Origin of the sequence: Novipirellula methanifontis (assembly GCF_052161655.1) — a bacterium.
Lineage (GTDB): Bacteria > Planctomycetota > Planctomycetia > Pirellulales > Pirellulaceae > Novipirellula.
Genome location: NZ_CP197418.1, coordinates 2,251,969 through 2,272,814, shown reverse-complemented (window position 1 = coordinate 2,272,814; position 20,846 = coordinate 2,251,969). Strand labels below are relative to the sequence as shown.

Below are 20,846 nucleotides of genomic sequence, written 5' to 3'. Positions count from 1 at the left end.
AAGGCTCGCAAACAAAGTACGCGTAATGAAGTTTACTCACAAATTTCCGTTACGCGAAGAACCGGGTGAGCCGTGGGCCGTAAGGCCCCGGGTAGCGGCGTGATACCCGGCCGCTTACGCGTCACGGCTCACTAAGCACAATACACTGCTGCACCCCAAGCTCTTTTCCATGGCACGAACTGGATCCGTGCCATTTTGCAGGACCATGCACTACGCGGTCCCCGCCAATGATTGGCATCTCCCCATCACAATCATCCCCGACGTCTTTACCGAGAGCCAACATGATTTCCAAATGTAAGTATGTCGCCGCGATCGCGGTGTTGATGACGAGCGTGTCGTTTGCCGAATCGCCGCATCCCGCAACGCTTCCCCATCCCCAGGTCGAACCTGCGGTCGCCAAGATCAATTCGGTGATCGACAAGGGACCGTTCAAAGCCGAGTGGTCCTCGCTGGAAGGTTACGAGATTCCGCAGTGGTACAAAGATGCCAAGTTCGGCATCTTCATCCACTGGGGTGCCTACAGCGTGCCTGCATTTGGTAGCGAGTGGTACCCGCGGCAAATGTACATCAAACAAGAACGACGTGGCGACAACTTCTACAAGCATCACATCGAAACATACGGGCCCCAGAAGACGTTTGGCTACAAAGACTTCATTCCCGAATTCAAAGCCGAAAAGTTTGACGCCGCCCAGTGGGCCAAACTGTTCAAAGACACGGGCGCACGTTACGTCATCCCTGTGGCGGAACATCACGACGGTTTCCCGATGTACGACTGCTCGTTCACCGAGTGGGACGCAACCGAAATGGGGCCAAAACGGGACGTGATCGCGGAACTCTCCAAAGCCGTTCGCAGCGAAGGGATGAAGTTTGGCGTCAGCAGCCACCGTGCGTTCAACTGGATGTATTACGTTCGTGACAAAGACTTCGACAACGCCGACCCTCAATACGCACGCCTGTATGGCCGGCCAATGCCGTTCTTGTTCCAAGAAAACGCCTGGGACTACAAGAATTTCTTTCCGCCCCAAGACCAACAATTCAAAGACGATTGGTTGGCTCGCTCGTGTGAACTGATCGACAAGTATCAACCCGATGTTTTCTGGTTCGACTTTGGAATCACTCCTAACCACGACACGACCTACGAAGCAAACTCGTACGCCGAGCATCTGAAAAAATTTGCAGCCTACTACTACAACGCGTCCTCCAAATCCGGCGACGATATGGGGATCATTAACTACAAGTTCAATGCGTTTCCCGAGTCCGCAGCGGTGCTGGACAAAGAGCGTTCGAAAATGGCCGAGATTCGCAAGCCGTTTTGGCAAACCGATACCGCGGTCAGCGCCAGTTCGTGGGGCTACACCGAGAACCAACGCTACAAGACGCCCGACCGTTTGGTCGACGACCTGGTCGATATTGTCAGCAAGAATGGTTGCTTGTTGCTGAACGTTGGGCCTCGCCCCGATGGCACGATTCCTGATGAAGACCAGGCGATCCTGAAAGCGATCGGCGGCTGGTTGAAGATCAACGGTGAATCGATCTACGACACCACCTACTGGAAAACGTTTGGCGAAGGCCCCACGGCCGTTTCGACCGGACACGTTTCCGAATCCAAGGACAAACCGTTTACCGCACAAGACCTGCGATTCACCACGCGTGAGAACGTCCTGTACGTTACCGGATTGGCTTGGCCTAAGGACAACCAAATCATGGTCAAGACGCTTGCTCGCGGTGGCGAACATTACCCCGAAAAAATCGCTTCGGTAACGATGCTCGGTTCGGACCAAAAACTCGAGTGGACTCGTGACGACAAAGGATTGACAGTCAAACTGCCGACCGAAAAGCCGTCGGAGTTTGCTTATGTCCTGAAAGTTACTCAGTAGTCCTCCAAAGAGACGTTCTCGATGCAAGTTAATGCCACGCTGTCGCCGCTCGGGTCTACCGGTTTGCAAATTCCTGCTATCGTGTTTGGTACAAGCGCGCTGGGGAATTTGTACCAAGCACTTGATGACGAGGTGAAACGCGAGATCGTTTCACAATGGTTCAAACAGTCGCCTGGAATCGTCGCTGCGGATTCGGCGGGCAAGTACGGCGCTGGGTTGGCGCTGGAGTCGATGGCAAAAGCGCTGTCGGAACTGGACGTAAAACCGGCCGACATCGTCATCAGCAACAAGCTGGGATGGCGGCGGGTTCCACTGAAAACACCCGAGCCGACGTTTGAACCCGGAGCCTGGGTGGGACTCGAGCACGATGCGGTCCAGGACATCAGTTACGACGGGATTTTGCGGTGTTGGGAACAAGGCTGTGAGTTGCTCGGCCGCTATCGCCCGCAGATGGTGTCGGTACATGACCCCGATGAATATCTGGCGGCGGCAAGCGATGAGCAGGACCGTGTACGCCGCTGGGACGATGTGGTTGCTGCCTATCAAGCACTGCGAGAACTTCGCGAACGAGGCGAGGTGGCCGCGATCGGTGTGGGATCAAAGGATTGGCAAGTTTCACAAAAACTTGCCGATCAGTGCGATCTTGATTGGGTGATGTTGGCAACTAGTTTGACAATCTATACGCATCCGCCGGAGTTGTTGGCGTTTGTCCAGTCGCTGCATCAGCGAAACATCGGAGTGATCAATTCGGCCGTCTTTCACGCAGGCTTCTTAACCGGAGGCGACTTTTTTGACTACCGAAAGGTGACCGGCGACACCGCCGAAGACCAAGCGTTGATCGCCTGGCGTGATCGTTTCCGTGAAATTTGCGGACGTTACAACGTCAGCCCGGCCGAAGCGTGCGTTGCCTTTGGCATGTCGCCGCCCGGTGTTTTGGCGACGGCGTTGAACAGCAGTCGGCCTGAGCGGATTGGACAGAATGTGGCTCTTGTCTCAGCCAAGCCTCCGCAAGATTTTTGGTTGGCAATGAAAAATGCAAATCTGATTGGCAATGACTATCCATTCGTCGGAAATTGACGCTATTTTAGAGCGTGAAGCTCGTCATCTAATTCTCCTCCATCAACTCATCGCGTTTTCTTAAAGGCAACTTATGTCCGACGGTATTGAAGTCCAGCCTTACGAACCGGCAAGCGAAGTCTCCGGCGAGGGTCAAACTTATGACACATCGCCGCCGAAAGTTGTCCCACGCCAGTACTTGATGGCGTTCATCTTGACGACTTGCTGCTTCGCATTGTGGGGCTTCGCCAACGACATCACCAACCCGTTGGTGAAAGTATTTAAAGAAGTTTTTCAGATCAGCAACACACAAAGCTCGCTGGTGCAGTTCGCTTTTTACGGCGGCTACTTCACGATGGCTTTGCCCGCCGCCTATTTCATCCGCCGTTTTTCGTACAAGGGTGCGATCATGGTCGGATTTGCGTTGTACGCGATCGGTGCGCTGCTGAGCATCCCGGCCAGTCTGAATACGAACTTCTGGATTTTCATTGCCGGATTCTACATTTTGACGTTTGGTTTGGCGTTTTTGGAAACCAGTTGCAATCCGTACATCTTGGCGATGGGGCCACCAGAAACCGCGACCCAGCGATTGAATTTGGCTCAAGCGTTTAACCCGATAGGATCGTTGACCGGGATGATTGTCGCATCGACGATTATCGCGCCGAATCTTCAAGTCGGTGAGTTCCGCGACAAAATGGAGGCCAAATCGCCCGAGGTGGTGCAATACGTTGAAACTGACTACGCATCGGGATTGCCCGATTTCGATCAAGAATATGGAACATTGGACGCAGCTGTCAGCAAGGCCCTTGCCAACATGCAGGTCACAACGCCCGAGACGTTCCAAGCGATCCAACAGCATGACCTTGGTGTCGTGCGTACTCCCTACGTCGTGATCGCGTGTGTCGTGATTGGATTTCTGATTCTTTTCGCACTGACAAAAATGCCCACCTTTGCGGCCGATGAACCCGATGCGCCGGTGGGTGAATTAGCGGCTCGATTATTTAGCAAAGCTCACTATCGCGAAGGGGTGATCGCACAAGCGTTTTATGTCGGTGCTCAAATCACGTGTTGGACATTCATCATTCACTATGGAATGGAGCAAGTCGGACTGTCGCTTGCACAGGCGCAGACGTGGAACATTGCTGCGATGATGATCTTTTTGGTCAGCCGTTTTGTGTGCACATTCATGTTGAAATTTGTGAGCCCCGGAAAGTTGTTGGCGACACTGGCGGTCATCGCAGCAATGTTGACCTTTGGCGCCATCATGCTGCAAGGCAAAACGGGGCTGATCAGCCTGGTTCTGATCTCGGCTTGTATGTCGCTCATGTTCCCCACGATCTATGGAATTGCACTGAAAGGCTTGCCGGCCGAAGAAGCCAAGTTGGGCTCGGCCGGATTGATCATGGCGATCGTCGGCGGGGCATTGCTGCCGCTGATGCAAGGTTGGTTCATCGACACAATCGGCGTTCGCAATTCGTTCTACCTGCCACTGATTTGCTTCGTCGCCATTGCCATCTTTGGCGTTCGCACGTTCACACGATTCGAAAAGGAATCCAACTTCCAAACCGCAGCTTAGTTTTGCGAGTTGGCGATTGTAAAAACGCGACGCAGGTCAAAGGAATGGTTCGAATGATGATCTGAGCCGACGGCGATTGCCGCTGGCAAGTTTCACTTACAACTAGCGGGCCCGCGGCTAGCGCCGTCGGCTCACAAAATGACTTGCTAAACCGACAACGTTCCGAATCACATTGCTGAAAAAGGCGTTTAACATGAGATCATGCCACTCTTTTGCATTACGAACTTGTTGCGGTTTCGCTTTTTTGTGGCTCGCAGTCGGCAGCTATTTAGCAGCCAACGCTCAATCGCCACCGACGCCGCCGGACGGCTACCGGTGGGTCAAGAACGAGGCGTTCAGTGACGAGTTTGACGGCAGCGAACTGAATCATGACAAATGGCACGATCATAACCCGTATTGGAAAGGCCGACCGCCAGGCAAATTCGTGCCTTCGTCGGTCAGCGTTAAAAATGGTTACTTGCAGATTAAAAGCACCGTGCTGGATCCGCCAGACGGTAAATTCACAATCGCCTGTGGTGCGGTTCAGTCAAAGTCGCAAGACGCGTTGTTTGGCTACTACGAATGTCGCATGAAGGCGTCGAGTATTTCGACCTCTTCCACGTTTTGGTTGACAGGCCCCTATTTCGAAGTGCCAGGCGGCAAAATGCGACTGGAACTGGACATCTTAGAATGCATCGGCAATGCGCAGCGATTTGCGACGTTCAAGACTCACATGAAGTCCAACACGCACATTACCTTCACTCCGGATGGCGAGGGCGCCGAGATCAAGCAAGCTAAAAAAGGTGGCGGTGCTCCGCTGAAGTCCAATGTGGCCGATGAATTCCACACCTACGGTTGCTGGTGGGTCGACGCAAACACGATGAAGTTTTACGCCGATGGCGAATACAAATACACGATCGAGCCGTCCACGGAATTAGATCCAACGCCGTTTGATCACCCGCTGTTTATGAACTTGGTTTGCGAGACCTACGCGTGGGAAGTTCCTCCGACATTCGAGGAATTGCAAGATGATTCGCGGAACACGACCTACTACGACTGGGTACGTTCCTACAAACTCGTCAAAGGATCCGCGAACGAAGAAACATCGCAATGATGCGCAAAGAATAACTCGAGATCCTGAATTCGCTTTAACGAACCGCCCCCTAGAGGAGAGTCCCGTGAACCAGCCCCCATGGAAATGCCAATCGCATCGAGAGACCTCATCGCTGCGAGGGCCCCGATCTCTCGGAGGGACACTGTTCACCGCGATCACGATGATCGTCGCCGCGGGCTCCTCGATGTGCCTTGCGAAAGAAATATCGGCCAGTGAAACCTCCGCAACGCATCAATCGTTCAATGATGGATGGACGTTCCACAAAGGGGAAGCCGAGGGAGCGGAATCGCCGGACTTCGATGATTCGTCTTGGCGATCGTTGGACCTGCCGCATGACTGGGCGATCGAAGGCCCGTTCGATATCAAGTACAACGCACGGGCGGGCGGATTGCCGTTTCACGGCACGGGATGGTATCGCAAAACATTCGATATCCCTGCCGCCGCCAAGGACAAATCGGTGTTCGTCACCTTCGAAGGTGCGATGTACAACGCGCACGTGTGGGTGAACGGAAATTTCATTGGCAATCGGCCGTTCGGGTATATCGAATTCCAGTACGACATCACAAACCATCTGAAATCCGACGGTGCCAATGTGATCGCCGTCAAATTGGCGCCCGAAGACCTTTCATCGCGTTGGTATCCCGGGGCCGGAATCTATCGCGACGTTTGGATCGATTACAAAAACCCCGTCCATGTCGCTCACATGGGGACGTTTGTTACCACGCCGGATATTGATAAAGATCAAGCCACGGTTGCCGTTGAAACTAAGATCAAGGCGACGGGCGAAAAACATGCGATCACTGCTAAATACGAAGTCCTGAACCCCAGCGGGCAAGTCATAGCAAGCTCCGACGCCACCATCGCCAATTCCGATTCGGATGGCGACACGATGGCGAGTGCCAAGTTGCAGGTGGACAAACCGCAACTTTGGCAGCTCGATTCGCCAGTGCTGTACTCACTTCGCACCACTGTTTTTGATCACGGCAACGTCGTCGACAGCGTGAAAACACGTTTCGGCATCCGCACGTTGAAGTTCACGAAAGCCGAAGGTTTTTTTCTGAATGGCAAACACACACGTATTCAAGGCGTTTGTTTACACCACGACAACGGCCCACTCGGCGCGGTCGCTAATCCACGTGCGATCGAACGCAAGCTGCAGATCATGAAACAGATGGGGGTAAATTCGGTTCGCACCAGCCACAACCCGCCCTCCCGTACGCTGCTAGACCATTGTGACGAAATGGGAATCTTAGTTCAGGTGGAAGCGTTTGATGTCTGGAAGATCGCCAAGGTGCCCAACGGATACAACAAGTTCTTTGACGAGTGGGCCGAGCGTGACATTAAGGACATGGTGCTCCGCGATCGGAATCATCCGTCGGTGTTCATGTGGAGCATCGGCAACGAGATTTTGGAACAAGGCAATGCCAAAGAAGGCAACCGGATCGCTAAGTTGCTCAACGGTTACGTCAAATCGTTGGACACCAGCCGACCGACGACATGCGGGTTTAACTACTTTCCTGCTCCATACAAAATGGGGATGGCGGCGCAAGTCGATATCGCCGGCATGAACTACAAACCCCTTGCCTATGGTCCGCAGGTCGATGAATTCCTGCCGAACAGTCCTGTGGTGGGTTCGGAGACTTCATCGTGTACCAGCAGCCGCGGTGTTTACCATCTGCCGATCGAGAAATACCAAACGCATGATTCCAAACAAGTCACCAGCTATGACATCATCGGTCCACCGTGGGCTTACCCACCGGACATCGAGTTCGATGCACTGCAGCAACATCCCGAGGTGCTCGGTGAATACATGTGGACCGGATTCGATTATTTGGGCGAACCGACACCGTATGGCGGCAAGGACAATAGCACCAACGGTTACTGGAACGCCGACTGGCCCGCGCGAAGTTCGTATTTTGGTGCGGTCGACCTGAGCGGTTTTCCCAAAGACCGATTTTATCTGTACCAAAGCCAGTGGACGAAAGAGCCGATGGTGCACGTGCTGCCACATTGGAATTGGCAAGACAGTGGCCACGAGACCATTCCTATATTCGCCTATACCAATTGCGAAGAAGTGGAATTGTTTGTCAATGGAAAATCGGCAGGTCGAAAAACCAAGGGCAAGGATCTGAGCAAGATCCCGGTCAAGTTCAATCGCTACGAGAAGGACCACATGCTGACGAAGTACCGTTTGTCGTGGGACGTCCCGTATTCGCCTGGTTCGATCCGAGTGGTGGGCTATGTCGATGGTAAAGCGGCAGCCGAGAAAGAGATAAAGACAGCGGGACCGCCCGCGAAAGTCAAACTTCACGCGGATCGCAGCACGATCACGGCGGACGGCAGAGACCTGTCGTATGTCACTGTGCGGATCGAGGATCGCGACGGCAATTTTTGTCGATTGGCGTCCAATCGCGTGCAGTTCTCGGTCGAGGGTGCTGGCAAGATCGCAGCGGTGGGAAATGGAAATGCGGCGACCACCGCCCCCTTCATCGCGGACTATCGCGATGCGTTTAACGGGCTGTGCATGCTGATTGTTCAGTCCGGTAAAGCTTCAGGCAAAGTTACGATCAAAGCTGAATCCGAGGGTTTGGTCGCAGACGGCATCACGTTGTCAGTCAAATAGCGGGTTTGCAACTTGTTAGCGGTACGGCTCACGCCGCACCGCTAATTTCGATCGTTTTTTCCTGCCGCTGCCAGACTCTAAAACCTCGAATACGGGGGCCTACTGAACGTTAACTGGAAAAACTGCGAGATTCAGAGCCTTTACGTGATTTGGCGATGATTTCGCATGGGCACCCAATCTGATTTTTATCGCAGTTTCAGTGTCCAAAACTCTCAACAAACCGACTCAAAACATCGAGAAGCGGCCTCGGCAAGCTCGGAATAAAAGAACTCAATTTGCGAGTCCGACATTGTCCTCAAGCGCCGCTCATAGCATGCGTTAGCGTGCCCCCGCCTCGAATCCCCGCACTGTTGAGTCGAAATCCCTCATGAATCATTCAACGTCAGCCTCTCTCCCCACCTCATCTAACTTGCTGACGGAACTGCGTGACCGAGTTGACCGCGAGTTCCAAGCAAAATTTTCGCGACCCGCGACCGTGATCGCCGCGGCACCCGGTCGCGTGAATTTGATTGGTGAGCACATCGATTACAACGATGGCTTCGTTTTGCCGATGGCGATTGAACGCTACGTCGTGATTGCGGCGGCACCGGCGGCAGACGCATCGCGTCCTACCGCGACCGTGTACAGTACGAACCTGCAAGAGACCACCCAAATTCCCTTGGGGAATTCGCAAGCGGCGACCCTCGGCAATTGGGGTCGCTACCTCGAAGGCGTGGTGGCGGGTTTTGCAGAACAAGGCATTCAGGTGCCACCGTTTGATGCAGTGATCGGTTCCAACGTTCCGCATGGCGGTGGGCTCTCGAGCAGCGCCGCGTTGGAAGTGGCGACCGCAACGCTTGTTGAATCGCTGACCGATCACACTCTAGAGCCGCTTCAAAAGGCGTTGTTGTGCCAGCAAGCGGAACATCGTTTCGCCGGTGTCCCCTGCGGCATCATGGACCAATTCAGCAGCGTGTTTGGCCAAGCGGACCATTTGATGCTGATCGATTGCCGTTCGCAACAATATGACACGGTGCCTTTTGATGCCGACGGCATCTCGGTGTTGATCACCAACAGTAACGTCAAGCACGAACTCAGTGGCGGCGAATATGCAGCACGCCGAAATGAATGTGATCAAGCACTTCGTAAACTCAACCAAAATACGTGGCGAAATGTCTCGCTCGAGGATGTGCAAAATGCCAGCTCATCGCTAAGCGACATCGAACTGCGCCGCGCTCGTCACGTTGTCACCGAGATCGCTCGCACCATCCAAGCGGCCGAAGCCTTTCGTGATTCCGACTGGGATGCCGTCGGTCAGTTAATGTACGCCAGCCACGAATCGTTACGAGACGACTTTGAAGTCAGCTGTCGCGAGCTGGATCAGCTTGTCGAGATCGCCAGCGAACTGGGAACTGAGTCAGGCGTATTGGGGTCGCGGATGACCGGCGGTGGGTTTGGCGGATGCACCGTGTCTCTGGTTCGGGATCATGCCCTACCTGAGGTGATCCAGTCGTTGACGTCACGTTACCAATCGGCAACCGGCGTCACGCCAAGCTGTTTTTCAAGTCGTCCTGCTCTCGGAGCCCACTTGATTCAGCCGCACGCTTGATTCTTGTGCCGCATTTATAAATGGGCACATCAATCGGAGCTCACGATGAGCTAAAATCGCATCCATGATTCTTGACGCCCCCACGCCAGAGACGAACACGATGAAATTCAATTTGCTTGGTTTACTGGTTTTGATGATTCCGATTGGGTTGACGTCGCTCGCCCAAGCCGAAGAAATCAACGTCGCCGATCATGGGATCGTTCCCGGCGAAGATGCGACCTACCCGCTGCTTCGTTTGATTCAGTCGGTCGAAGGCGAAAGCAACATCACGCTTGTTTTTCCCAAAGGCACGTACCGCTTCGCACCTGACAACGCTGTCGAACAATTCCGTGCCGTCACGAATCACGACAACAGCCTGAAACGAATGGCATTCCCGCTGTTTGGTTTTAAGAACATCACCATCGACGGTGGCGGTTCGACGTTTCTGTTTCATGGTCGGATCAGCCCGATTGTCATTGATGGCGGCATTGGGGCGACGCTGAAGAATTTCTCGATCGACTGGGACCGTCCGTTTCACAGCGAGCTAATCGTCGTCGAAACCAACGAAGATGACGACACGTTTACCGTCGAGGTTGACCGCGATCGATATCCGTACACGATCAAACATGGCGAGGTGAGATTTGAACGCGATGGTTGGAGCGATCCATTCGGATCGAACATCGTGTTTGATCCTAAAACCCAATCGCCAATCTACGACACAAAAAAATATGGCGTCAATTACTCGAAACCCGTTAAAGTGACCGCCGTCGGCAAGAACCGGATTCGCTTCAATGCCGAAGGGCGGGCGTTGCCTCCGGTCGGATCGGCATTGATCACTTACGGAGTGAATCCGACCAGCCGTCTGTGTCCGGCAATCCACATTGCAAATTCGAGTGACGTTCGCGTTGAAAATGTGACAGTGTATGCCGCGGGCGGGATGGCATTGATCGCCGAACGGACCGAGAACGTCACGCTTGAAAAGATGGTCGTCACCTCGACACCGGATCGTTTTGTTGCCACCCGCGCCGACGCCACTCACTTTGTCGGATGTCGCGGCACGGTCAAACTTGAGAACTGTCTGTTTGAACACATGCTCGATGACGGCATCAACGTTCACGGTGCCTACGTCAAAGTCGAAGAGTATTTGGGAAAAAACCGCTTCATCTGTGCGATTAGCCATCCACAGCAATGGGGGCTGACGTTCGCCAGTCCGGGTGACAAGGTCGCCATTCTGTCTCGCGAAACCATCCTGCCGTTTCACCAAACCTCGGTGGAAGAAGTATCGATCCTGAATGAAGAACGATTTGTGATCACGGTTTCGGATGTCCCCGACGATCTGCCGACCGGTCCGCTTTCGATGGAAAATTTAACCTGGTATCCCGATGTGGTGATGAAACACAACACCATTCGCCAGAACCGTGCACGCGGCGCGTTGATCACGACCAAGGGCAAAGTATTAATCGACAGCAACTATTTTTCGTCGCAGATGCACGGCATCTTGATCGAAGGCGACAACAAGAAATGGTACGAGTCGGGTGGGGTCCAAGATGTCACGATCTCGAACAATGTTTTCGACAACATTGGCTTCGAGGGAGGTGCGGTCTACCCGCTGCTCGCTTCTCCGCTGCTAACGGACGAGCAGCGAATGGGTGAAGGGCATTTCCACCGAAACATCCGCTTTCTCAACAACACCATCCGCAGCTTCAATGGCCTGGTTGCTCAGACGCGATCGGTCAGCGGTTTAACGATTGCCGGCAACGAGTTGGAATTCAGCAGCGATTACCCCGCTAATGCAGAGTTCCCGTCGATTGATCTGCATTATTGCGATGACGTGCTTGTCACCGATAACACCGCCACCGGGTTTGACCACAAATTGATCATCGCAGAGTCCGCCGACTCGACCGACATCGAAGTCGAGGACAATGTTGGCTTTATTGCCGAGTCCGAATAGGACGCGTCTACCAACTTCCTTCCACGCCTTTGGGTAAAAACTTGATTATGCCAAATCGTTGTCTCTATCGATTCTTGTGTGGGGTGATTGCGGTAGCGGTCAGCGTTGCTACGCATGCGACTCAAGCGGACTCACCCGCAAAGCGTCCAAACGTCATCTGGTTGATGGCCGAAGACATGGGGCTCGACCTCGAGTGCTACGGCATGAAAGGGGTAAAGACGCCGAACCTGAACAAGATGGCCGCGGAAGGGGCGTTGTTCACCAAAGCCTATTGCTCCAACCCGATCTGTTCTCCCAACCGATCGGCGATGATGGTGGGTGTCGATCAAACCATCATCAACGCCCAACATCATCGCAGCAACCGTGATGTCCCGCTGCCAACCCCGTATAAACCGATCACGTATTGGCTCCGCGAAGCCGGTTACACCTGTTTGCTCGGCCATGACAAAGTGATGGCTCTAGGCACCAAGACGGACTGTAACTTCAAACACGAAGCCATCGGTCCGTACGATGGCGTGACCGAGTTTGGGCTGTTTGACAAACGCGAAGATTTCTCGGCGGCCCACCAACCTTTCTTCAGCCAGATTCAATTAAAGGTCACACATCGAGGCGATTGGTGGAACGATGTTCGCGCCGAATCGAAACACCCTGTTTCACTCGATGCAATTCAATTGCCTCCGTACTTTGCCGACACGCCTGAGATTCGCTACGACTGGGCCGCCTACCTCGACACCGTCGAGTACATGGACGACGAGGTGGGAATGTTGATGCAATCGCTGAAGGATCAGTCGCTAGATAAAAATACCGTCGTCATTTTTATCGCGGACAACGGCCGCTGCAACTTGCGAGGCAAAGGTTATTTGCACGACACCGGGATTCACGTACCGATGATCGTCTGGGCTCCTGGATTGATCGAACCCGCCACCGTGGTCGACGACATGCTTTGCACAACCGATATCTCGGCAACGGTGCTGATGCTCGCCGGAGCGACGATCCCCGACTACATGACGGCGAAGCCATTTTTGGGAGTGGAGAAACCCGAGTACCGCGACTTTGTCCGTTCGGCTCGCGATATCTGGGACGAGATCGACGAGTGCTCGCGAAGTATCACGACGCCTCGTTTCAAATACATCCAAAACTTGATGCCCGAAGTCCCCTGGGCGACCGACCAAGCCTACTTGGAATTGAATCGCCCCGCGCTGCATGTGATGCGGCGACTGAAAAAGGAAGGCAAACTGAGCGAGGCGGAGATGACATTCTTTCATGACTCCAAACCGCCCGAAGAACTTTACGACTTGCGATCGGATCCTGATGAGCTGAACAATTTGGCCGCCGATCCAAATTATGCCGACGAGCTGAGGGCGTTGCGATCGTTCGAACAACAATGGGTCGCGACCCATCGCGATTACGGACTCGATGACCTCGGCAAACGCCAGCCCGAGAAAGGGTTGGCGGCGGAAACGGCGCGTGCCGGGGTAAAACGGCATCAGCCTCAGTGGTGGCAACGACTTGAAAGCGGCGAACTGATGAAAACGCAACAATGGATGAAAGATTTCAAGTAATCTATTAGCGTGCTGTCCGTGCGGCCATCGCCGTCTCGCGAAGAATCCCTTCTGTCTGGAATGTCATGAAATCGTTTCTCATTTGCTTGCTGCAATGCTCTCTTGCCAACCTGTTGGCAGTCGCCGTTTTTGCGGACGAACCACGCACCCCCAATGTGATTTACATCCTTGCCGACGACCTCGGTTACGGGGACCTCAGCTGTTATGGGCAGACCAAATTCGAGACTCCCAACATCGATGCACTGGCCCAGCGGGGAATGCGTTTCACCCAACACTATTCGGGCAGCACCGTTTGTGCTCCATCGCGTTGTGCGCTGCTGACCGGTTTTCACACTGGCCACGGAGCGGTGCGAGGCAATGCGGAAGTATCGCCTGAAGGACAAGAACCGATGCCGGCGGACACCTACACCGTGGCAAAACATTTGCAAGGTGCCGGATACCAAACTGGCATCTTTGGTAAATGGGGATTGGGCGCACCCGGTTCTGACAGCGAACCACTGAAGATGGGATTCAACCGTTTCTACGGATACAATTGTCAGCGAATCGCCCACTGTTATTACCCAGCATTTTTATGGAGCGACGAAGAACGCGAACTGCTCTGGGGCAACATCGCGTCACACAAACACGATTACGCACCCGATTTGATCCATGATCAAGCATTGAAGTTTATTCGTGACAACAAAGACCAACCGTTTTTCTGTTACTACGCCGCTGTCCAACCGCACGCCGACATGGTCGCGCCGGAATCGTACATGAAAAAGTATCGAGGCAAATTCCTTCCCGAATCCAACTACCCCGATGACTACTACGCTGGGCAACCCGAATCGCATGCTGCGTTTGCTGCGATGGTAAATGTGTTGGACGACTATGTCGGCGAGATCGCGGCCGAACTGGACGCGCTTGGTATCGCGGACGAAACGATGATCGTTTTCTCGTCCGATAATGGGCCCCACGAAGAAGGAGGTCACGATCCCGATTACTTCAATTCCAACGGTCCACTGCGAGGTTTCAAACGTGAATTGTACGAGGGGGGCGTGCGAGTACCGATGATCGCGGTGTGGCCCAAGAAAATCCCAGCCGGAAGTGTCTCGGATGAAATTTCGGCATTCTGGGATTTCTTGCCAACGATGGCCGATCTGGTCGGCAAACCGCTGCCCGGTGACACCGATGGCGTTTCGATTTTGCCCACGCTGCTTGGAAAACCGGAACAACAACGCAAACACGATTATCTTTATTGGGAATTCATTGAGAAAAAAGGCCGCGTCGCGGTTCGCAAAGGCAAGTGGAAAGGAGTTCGCTACAATGTCGATCTCGACCCGAACTCGCCCATCGAACTGTATGACTTGTCCGTCGATGTAGGTGAAACGAACAATATCGCCGCCCAGCATCCCGAACAGGCTGCCGAGTTGAGCAAGCTGATTTCCGAGTCACGTACGATGTCGCCTAATCCGCGATTTAACTTTCACTACCTACGTAAGTAAACTAGGTGTGACGACTCGACTCCATTCGGTCGTCCCCCGACTTTCCTAGATTTCCCCCCACCCTGCTGCTGAGACACCTTTGATGAAAATCACTTCCCTCCGCCTGCTAACCCTGATCACCACACTCGTGTTGGGGTCGCTGCAAAGCCAATCCATCGCGACGGCGGAAGAGACGGCCAAGAAAGCCGATCCGCTGAAGGTTTTGTTGGTCGCAGGCGGTTGCTGCCACGACTACGCGACGCAAACGAAGCTGCTCAAGAAAGGCATCGAAGAGCGACTGAATGCCGAAGTCACTGTCGAGCTGAGTGAAAGCACCACAACCACCGCCCGCTTTGAAATTTACGAGTCTGATGATTGGGCCAAGGGATACGACGTCGTCCTGCACGACGAATGTTCGGCCAACGTGATCGAGCGGCCTTACGTCGATCGTATCCTCGCCGCTCATCGCAACGGTACTCCCGCGGTCAATCTGCACTGTGCGATGCATAGTTACCGCTGGGGCGATTTCAAATCGCCAGTGGAACCAGGGGCGGATAACGCAGGCTGGTACGAGATGCTCGGTCTGCAATCCACAGGACACGGTCCTAAATTGCCCATCGATGTGCTCAGCACCGATTCGACACACCCGATCATGAAAGGGTTTGAGAATTGGACAACGATCAACGAAGAACTTTACAACAACGTGCGTGTGTTCGCAGGAGCGAGCGCCCTGATCGAAGGCAAACAAGTGGCGCCGCCAAACAAAAAGGAACTGAAGCAGAATCCGAACGCGGCTCCCACCGAATCGACCGCCGTGATCGCCTGGACCAACCAATATGGTCCTCAGAAAACCAAGATTTTCAGCACCTCGCTGGGTCACCAAAACGAGACCGTCGCCGATGAACGCTACATGGACGTCGTCGCTCGAGGCATTTTGTGGGCGACCGGCAACTTGAACGCCGACGGAAAAGCAAATCCCGCTGTCACAAAGTAACTCGTCATGAAGTAACTCGTGACCATGGCATTTCTCCGTCTTCGCTCGAAACGTGTTTGCGCTTCATCCTGATAATCCCACCAACATGAATCCAACCCATCTTCGATCGATTCGACAGACAACGCGGCGAATGTTTTCTATGCTGGCATCCGTAATTGCCTGCGGTCTACTGACGCCTGCGGTTTTGTGGGCGGCCCCGCGTCCGAATGTGCTGTGGATCGTACTGGATGATCTTGGACCGGAAATTGGTTGTTATGGGATGCCGCATGTTTCCACGCCCGCGATGGATCGGCTTTACAGCGAGGGCGTTCGCTACACCCGCTGTTTTTCCACATCACCGGTGTGTTCGTCTTCGCGGAGTGCGATCGTCACGGGGATGTATCAAACCTCGATTGGTGCACACCACCATCGCACGCGGAAGATGAAACCGTTGCCCGAGGGAGTGCAAACGGTGATGCAGCAGTTTGGCGATGCGGGCTATTTCGTCTGTGACCTGAAACCTCCCGGAGTGAAAGGCAAAGCCAAGCGGGATTACAACTTCATCACCAACGACGATTTGTTTGACGGTGATGATTGGTCCCAACGTCGCGAGGGACAACCGTTTTTTGCACAGGTGCAAATTCACGAGCCCCATCGCCCCTTTGTCCACGACCAGGATCCCGAGCGTGCCGCGAAGCTAACTTTGTCGGCCAAGTATCCCGATCATCCAGTGGCCCGCGCCGACATGGCGGATTACTTGGCGACCGTCGAAAAGGGCGACAAGCATGTCGCAGCGATCCTAGAGCGTTTGGAAGCCGAAGGGTTGCGTGAGAACACGCTGATCATGCTCTTTGGCGATCACGGTCGGCCTCATGTTTGGGGCAAACAATGGCTCTACGACGAGGGACTTCACACGCCGCTAATCGTTGCCGGGCCGATGATTTCCAATCCAGGCACGAGCAGCGATTCGCTGGTCAGTTTGATCGACGTGGCTCCGACATGTTTACGTGCCGCGAACATCACGCCGCACGCACGGACCGAAGGGGTCAATATTCTGGCTCCCGATTTCAAAGGTCGAGAGTTTGTGTTCGGAGCTCGCGATCGTTGTGGTGAAGCCGCCGACCGAATCCGATCCATTCGTGATTCGCGATACAAGTACATCCGCAACTTTTACCCCGACCGCCCCTACACGCAAATCAGCAGCTACAAGGTGCTCTCCTACCCGGTGGTCACGCTATTGGAGGTGCTGCACGCCCAAGGCAAACTCGGACCCGACGCCGATCGCATGATGCAGAAAACGCGACCAGCGGAGGAACTTTACGATTTGCAATCGGATCCCGACGAACTTCACAACCTCGCCGAGAATCCAGAACACGAGTCAACACTGCAACGGATGCGAACTCAGCTGAATCAGTGGATCGAAACCAGTGGTGACCAAGGATCGATCCGCGAAGGCGACCAAGCGTATCAAGATGCGATCATCGCGGAAAAACGAAAGTGGTACGAAAGCACCCAGCGCAAACGCGGACTCGATCCCGATGCTTCGGCCGAGCAGTACCTCGAGTGGTGGCAAAAAGAATTGCGAATCACGAATGAGTGATGGGTGTGAACTGTAAGCGAGCGAAGGTGACGTCCGGTTCGTTTTCGCTGCGATGCCGGAACTCCGCTGTGCTAAGCAGGTAGGCAGGAATGATTGGGTGAAATCCCATTAGCCGCTTGGGCGCTAGCCCCGGTTGTACTTGGGAACCGTGGCTAGCGCCAAAACGGCTAATATACAGAAAGGCTCCTGCCTACCTGCTTACGACATGCAGGCTGCGTTCCGGCTTAAACGCTATGACAACAGGGCTTGGACGACCTTGCCGTCGCCACCGATTTTGAATGGACGTCCCGACGGTGAGTAGACTTCTTTGTCGATCGGCAATCCTGCAGCGGCGGCGATGGTTTTGTTGAAATCCGCGACCGACACATGGTCTTTGGCAACCGAGTGTCCCCGTTTATCAGATTCACCGTAGGCTTGGCCCCCGCGGATTCCCGCACCGATCAACAGGCTGCAGAACGCACCAGGATGGTGGTCGCGACCCGCGTTCACGTTCAACTTGGGACTGCGTCCAAATTCAGTCGTGACGACAATCAACGTTTCGTTGAACAGCCCTTTGCTGTGCAAATCCCGCATCAAGTTGCCCAAGGCGGTATCGAGATTGGCGGCTCGGGTATTGAGCGACTCGTAGAGGTTTTGGTGCATGTCCCAGCCACCCGAAGTGACCTCGATGAACTGAGCCCCCTTTTCCACCAACCGCCGAGCCAGCAGACATCCTTGCCCGAGCGAGTTGTTTCCGTAGGCGTCACGGATCGCTTTTGACTCTTCGTTGATGTCAAACACCTTTAATTGATCGCTGCCCATCAATTGATACGCATCGCGATACGCTTGGTTGTACGCGATCACTTTGCTGTTATCGCGTCGTTCTTGAAACGCTTCGTCAAATTTGGTGGCCAGCATCATGCGGCGACTAAACAATTCCGGTGGCAAATACTTTGGAAGTTTCGTGTCCTGCAATCCCTTGGCCGGGTCAGCAATCGGCACCGGCGAAAACGATGGCGGCAGAAAACCGGCGCCGGGATGACCGCCCGAGGATCCGATTAGATAGTTGCTCGGTAATCCGGTGTTAGGTTTCGGTTGCTGCGACGTCATCCAAGCGCCCATCCCGGGATGCTGGATACTATTGAGCTGCTTGTAGGCGGTACGCATCAAGTAGCGTCCTTGCTCGTGAGCCCCGGTTTCGGTGCTCAGCGATCGAACCACCGCGATCGCTCCGGCCAAGTAGGACAGTTTGGGAAAGCGATCTCCGAACATCAATCCTGGAACACGCGTTTGCGTTGGCTTGGTTTCGCCAGCTTCCTCGACACCTTGTTTTGGATCAAACGTATCGAGGTGGCTCATCGCCCCATCGAGCATGATGTAAATGATGTGCTTGGCCTTGCCCGGCGGGGTTGCCCCCGCGTGAGCCGAGCCGGTCATGGTTTGCGAGCCGAGCGCCCCGGCAAAGGAAACACCAAGCGTTTGCTTGGCGACCATTTTTATGAAATCACGACGATGTTGGCTGGTGAATTCAGGTCGATTCATCACAGTTTCCGCCTTTATTGAACGAATAGGAATTCGCGAGTGTTCAGTAATGCCCAAATGATATTGCCATAACCGACATTGTCGTTTTTCATTTGCGACAACTCTTTGGCGGTAATCAGGCGATCTTTCTGCGTTGGCATACGGCCAAGCACGCTCAAGAAAATGGCGTCGATACGATCCTTTGTTTTGTCGATCGCCAACACGTTGTCGACAATAGCCGAACCGGGCTCGAGCATGACATGGGTTATGGGGCCGTTGAACATCGCCAAGGTTTGCGGGACGGTCGGCTCTTGCTCAGCCGTATGGATGCTTTCACGGTTGCCTTGACCGAATTGACGTAAAAAGTGGTCCGCAGGCAACGGGGATGGCAACTCGCTGGCGCGGCACAACACGTTGCCTTGATAGGCATGTTCATTCAGCGAGCGCCGGTAGGTGTTGATGTCGTATGACTTTTTAAACTGATCGGCCAGCGTGGTGACTTGGTCAAACGATGCATGGCTAAAGTCGATCGAGACGTAAGGAGCGATATCCTTTGCGGTCGGTCGCTGGAATGGCCATGGATTGTGCACCGCCATCGTCAAAATCGAATCCCAGACTTGTTCCGCCGTCATGCGACGAACCACAGGTCCGGGCGCGTAATACAGTTCGCCACTGGTCACCTCGTAATCACTGGCTTCATGTTGATACGTGCCGCTGTACAGGATCGCGCGAATGAACTGTTTCTGATCAAAGCCACCTCGCACCATTTGCTCACTCAGCAAATCAAGCAGTTCCTCATTCGCACATGGGTTGTCTTCGTTGAAATCGTCAATCGGCTCGATGACACCGACGCCGATAAACCGCTTCCACAAACGGTTCGCAATCATGCGACTGAATTTCGGATTCTGGGGACTGGTTACCCAAGCGGCGAACTGCTCACGAGGCGAACGCGATTTGGCTTTCTCCGGAACCTCGTCCCACAACACCGCCGGCTTGACCGGCGAGCGAGGTTTGGCGTCGGAGTAGGCGTAATCGTGAGGCAGTTTCATAACCGCTTTGACTTCACGAACGTCGTACAAACTGGCGTTCATCATCCGTCGGTACTGGCTGGGCAATCGTCCGTATTGGTCACGTCGCTTCGCTTCGTCTTGGATTTCTCGCCTTTTTTTACGATCCTCTTGATAGCCGGGCATGTCACCACCGATTCGCGTTCGCGTTCCGGCGGTCATCGCAGCAAGCTGATAGAACTGGTACTGTGTCCATTGGTCAAACGGATGGTCATGGCATTGAGCACAACCGATTTGAGTTCCCAGAAAGACACGCACGGTGTTGTCGACGTAGGCCAATGGCATCAAGTCGTCGCGAAGCTGGAAACCGACTGCGGGATTTTCCCAAGTCTTGCCGGTTGCCGTCAGCATTTCGTAGACCCATTTGTCGTACGGCTTGTTTGAACAAATGGATTCTTTGACGTAGGCCAAATAGGGATCCGAGATATTGTCGGGCGATGGTCGTTCGACCAACCGCAGCGCGTCCGCCCACATGTTGTACATGTTGCTGACGTAGTCGGGGCTGTTGAGCAGTTTGTCGATCAAATCTTCGCGTCGATCGGGATGCGTGGACTCGAGAAACTCCGTCGCCTCGGCCAACGAGGGAATGCGACCGGCCACGTCCAGGTACACACGCCTCATAAAGACCTCGTCACTGGCCATCGGATTGGGCGAGATTCCTTCGCTCGCCAATTTCCCGGCGACCGCACGGTCGATTGCGTGCGAGGCGGATTTGACCTCAGCGCGCGATCTTGCCTCCACCTTCGCCACGTCCATCTTGATCGATGTCTTCTCAAGCACACTGGCGGGAAGCTTGATCTTGGGCGGCTTCGGTGGTGCTGGTTTCTTTCGCTGTGCAAACGCGTCGGGTGCCGTCAGGCTCAGTAACCCCACGACGATCAGCAACATAAAAACACGGCTACGGCCAATGGCCTTGGAAACATGCGGATCGACAACCATCT

The 20,846-nt window shown here is 54.1% G+C and carries 13 protein-coding genes; 11 read left to right on the top strand and 2 right to left on the bottom strand.

The genetic code is table 11. From position 1 onward, the window contains the following. Window positions 1-323 precede the first annotated feature (323 nt). The 11 genes from SH528x_RS07945 (at window position 324) to SH528x_RS07895 (ending at window position 17,338) form a co-directional block, all read left to right on the top strand. Window positions 324-1,877: an alpha-L-fucosidase gene (locus tag SH528x_RS07945; RefSeq protein WP_442512099.1), complete on the top strand. Its 1,554-nt coding sequence runs from the start codon at window positions 324-326 to the stop codon at window positions 1,875-1,877. A gap of 21 nt (window positions 1,878-1,898) precedes the next feature. After that, complete coding sequence (locus tag SH528x_RS07940; RefSeq protein WP_442509984.1) at window positions 1,899-2,954, top strand: aldo/keto reductase; 1,056 nt, start codon at window positions 1,899-1,901, stop codon at window positions 2,952-2,954. 73 nt (window positions 2,955-3,027) lie between these two features. Then, window positions 3,028-4,509 (top strand): sugar MFS transporter, encoded by a 1,482-nt coding sequence (locus SH528x_RS07935; protein ID WP_442509983.1) that lies wholly within the window; start codon window positions 3,028-3,030, stop codon window positions 4,507-4,509. Between the two features lie 193 nt (window positions 4,510-4,702). Continuing rightward, a complete protein-coding gene (locus SH528x_RS07930; RefSeq protein ID WP_442509982.1) occupies window positions 4,703-5,602 on the top strand; it encodes a family 16 glycosylhydrolase in 900 nt (299 codons plus the stop codon). Between the two features lie 64 nt (window positions 5,603-5,666). Continuing rightward, the gene (locus SH528x_RS07925) at window positions 5,667-8,225 is read left to right on the top strand and encodes a glycoside hydrolase family 2 TIM barrel-domain containing protein (RefSeq protein ID WP_442509981.1); all 2,559 of its coding nucleotides are present in this window, start codon (window positions 5,667-5,669) and stop codon (window positions 8,223-8,225) included. Between the two features lie 367 nt (window positions 8,226-8,592). Next, a complete protein-coding gene (galK, locus tag SH528x_RS07920; protein ID WP_442509980.1) occupies window positions 8,593-9,813 on the top strand; it encodes a galactokinase in 1,221 nt (406 codons plus the stop codon). A 100-nt stretch (window positions 9,814-9,913) separates the two neighbouring features. After that, window positions 9,914-11,743: an alpha-1,3-galactosidase-related protein gene (locus tag SH528x_RS07915; RefSeq protein WP_442509979.1), complete on the top strand. Its 1,830-nt coding sequence runs from the start codon at window positions 9,914-9,916 to the stop codon at window positions 11,741-11,743. A 47-nt stretch (window positions 11,744-11,790) separates the two neighbouring features. Then, entirely contained in the window at window positions 11,791-13,305 is a 1,515-nt protein-coding gene (locus SH528x_RS07910; RefSeq protein WP_442509978.1) for a sulfatase family protein, read from the top strand. A gap of 65 nt (window positions 13,306-13,370) precedes the next feature. Beyond that, window positions 13,371-14,786 (top strand): arylsulfatase, encoded by a 1,416-nt coding sequence (locus SH528x_RS07905; RefSeq protein WP_442509977.1) that lies wholly within the window; start codon window positions 13,371-13,373, stop codon window positions 14,784-14,786. Window positions 14,787-14,868: 82 nt separating this feature from the next. Continuing rightward, window positions 14,869-15,759, top strand: coding sequence for a ThuA domain-containing protein (locus tag SH528x_RS07900; protein ID WP_442509976.1), 891 nt, complete (start codon window positions 14,869-14,871; stop codon window positions 15,757-15,759). A gap of 139 nt (window positions 15,760-15,898) precedes the next feature. Beyond that, window positions 15,899-17,338 (top strand): sulfatase family protein, encoded by a 1,440-nt coding sequence (locus SH528x_RS07895; RefSeq protein WP_442509975.1) that lies wholly within the window; start codon window positions 15,899-15,901, stop codon window positions 17,336-17,338. A gap of 231 nt (window positions 17,339-17,569) precedes the next feature. Here the strand turns inward: SH528x_RS07895 and SH528x_RS07890 are convergent, their stop codons facing one another. Both SH528x_RS07890 and SH528x_RS07885 read right to left on the bottom strand, forming a co-directional pair. After that, window positions 17,570-18,859: a DUF1501 domain-containing protein gene (locus tag SH528x_RS07890; protein ID WP_442509974.1), complete on the bottom strand. Its 1,290-nt coding sequence runs from the start codon at window positions 18,857-18,859 to the stop codon at window positions 17,570-17,572. A 14-nt stretch (window positions 18,860-18,873) separates the two neighbouring features. Beyond that, the gene (locus tag SH528x_RS07885) at window positions 18,874-20,844 is read right to left on the bottom strand and encodes a DUF1549 and DUF1553 domain-containing protein (RefSeq protein WP_442509973.1); all 1,971 of its coding nucleotides are present in this window, start codon (window positions 20,842-20,844) and stop codon (window positions 18,874-18,876) included. Between the last annotated feature and the right edge of the window lie 2 nt (window positions 20,845-20,846).

What these genes read in the sequence shown, in the direction of transcription:
- SH528x_RS07945 (WP_442512099.1), top strand. Translation starts at nt 324, where the DNA reads ATGACGAGCGTGTCGTTTGCCGAATCGCCGCATCCCGCAACGCTTCCC.
- SH528x_RS07940 (WP_442509984.1), top strand. Translation starts at nt 1,899, where the DNA reads ATGCAAGTTAATGCCACGCTGTCGCCGCTCGGGTCTACCGGTTTGCAA.
- SH528x_RS07935 (WP_442509983.1), top strand. Translation starts at nt 3,028, where the DNA reads ATGTCCGACGGTATTGAAGTCCAGCCTTACGAACCGGCAAGCGAAGTC.
- SH528x_RS07930 (WP_442509982.1), top strand. Translation starts at nt 4,703, where the DNA reads ATGAGATCATGCCACTCTTTTGCATTACGAACTTGTTGCGGTTTCGCT.
- galK (WP_442509980.1), top strand. Translation starts at nt 8,593, where the DNA reads ATGAATCATTCAACGTCAGCCTCTCTCCCCACCTCATCTAACTTGCTG.
- SH528x_RS07915 (WP_442509979.1), top strand. Translation starts at nt 9,914, where the DNA reads ATGAAATTCAATTTGCTTGGTTTACTGGTTTTGATGATTCCGATTGGG.
- SH528x_RS07910 (WP_442509978.1), top strand. Translation starts at nt 11,791, where the DNA reads ATGCCAAATCGTTGTCTCTATCGATTCTTGTGTGGGGTGATTGCGGTA.
- SH528x_RS07905 (WP_442509977.1), top strand. Translation starts at nt 13,371, where the DNA reads ATGAAATCGTTTCTCATTTGCTTGCTGCAATGCTCTCTTGCCAACCTG.
- SH528x_RS07900 (WP_442509976.1), top strand. Translation starts at nt 14,869, where the DNA reads ATGAAAATCACTTCCCTCCGCCTGCTAACCCTGATCACCACACTCGTG.
- SH528x_RS07895 (WP_442509975.1), top strand. Translation starts at nt 15,899, where the DNA reads ATGCTGGCATCCGTAATTGCCTGCGGTCTACTGACGCCTGCGGTTTTG.
- SH528x_RS07890 (WP_442509974.1), bottom strand. Translation starts at nt 18,859, where the DNA reads ATGAATCGACCTGAATTCACCAGCCAACATCGTCGTGATTTCATAAAA.
- SH528x_RS07885 (WP_442509973.1), bottom strand. Translation starts at nt 20,844, where the DNA reads ATGGTTGTCGATCCGCATGTTTCCAAGGCCATTGGCCGTAGCCGTGTT.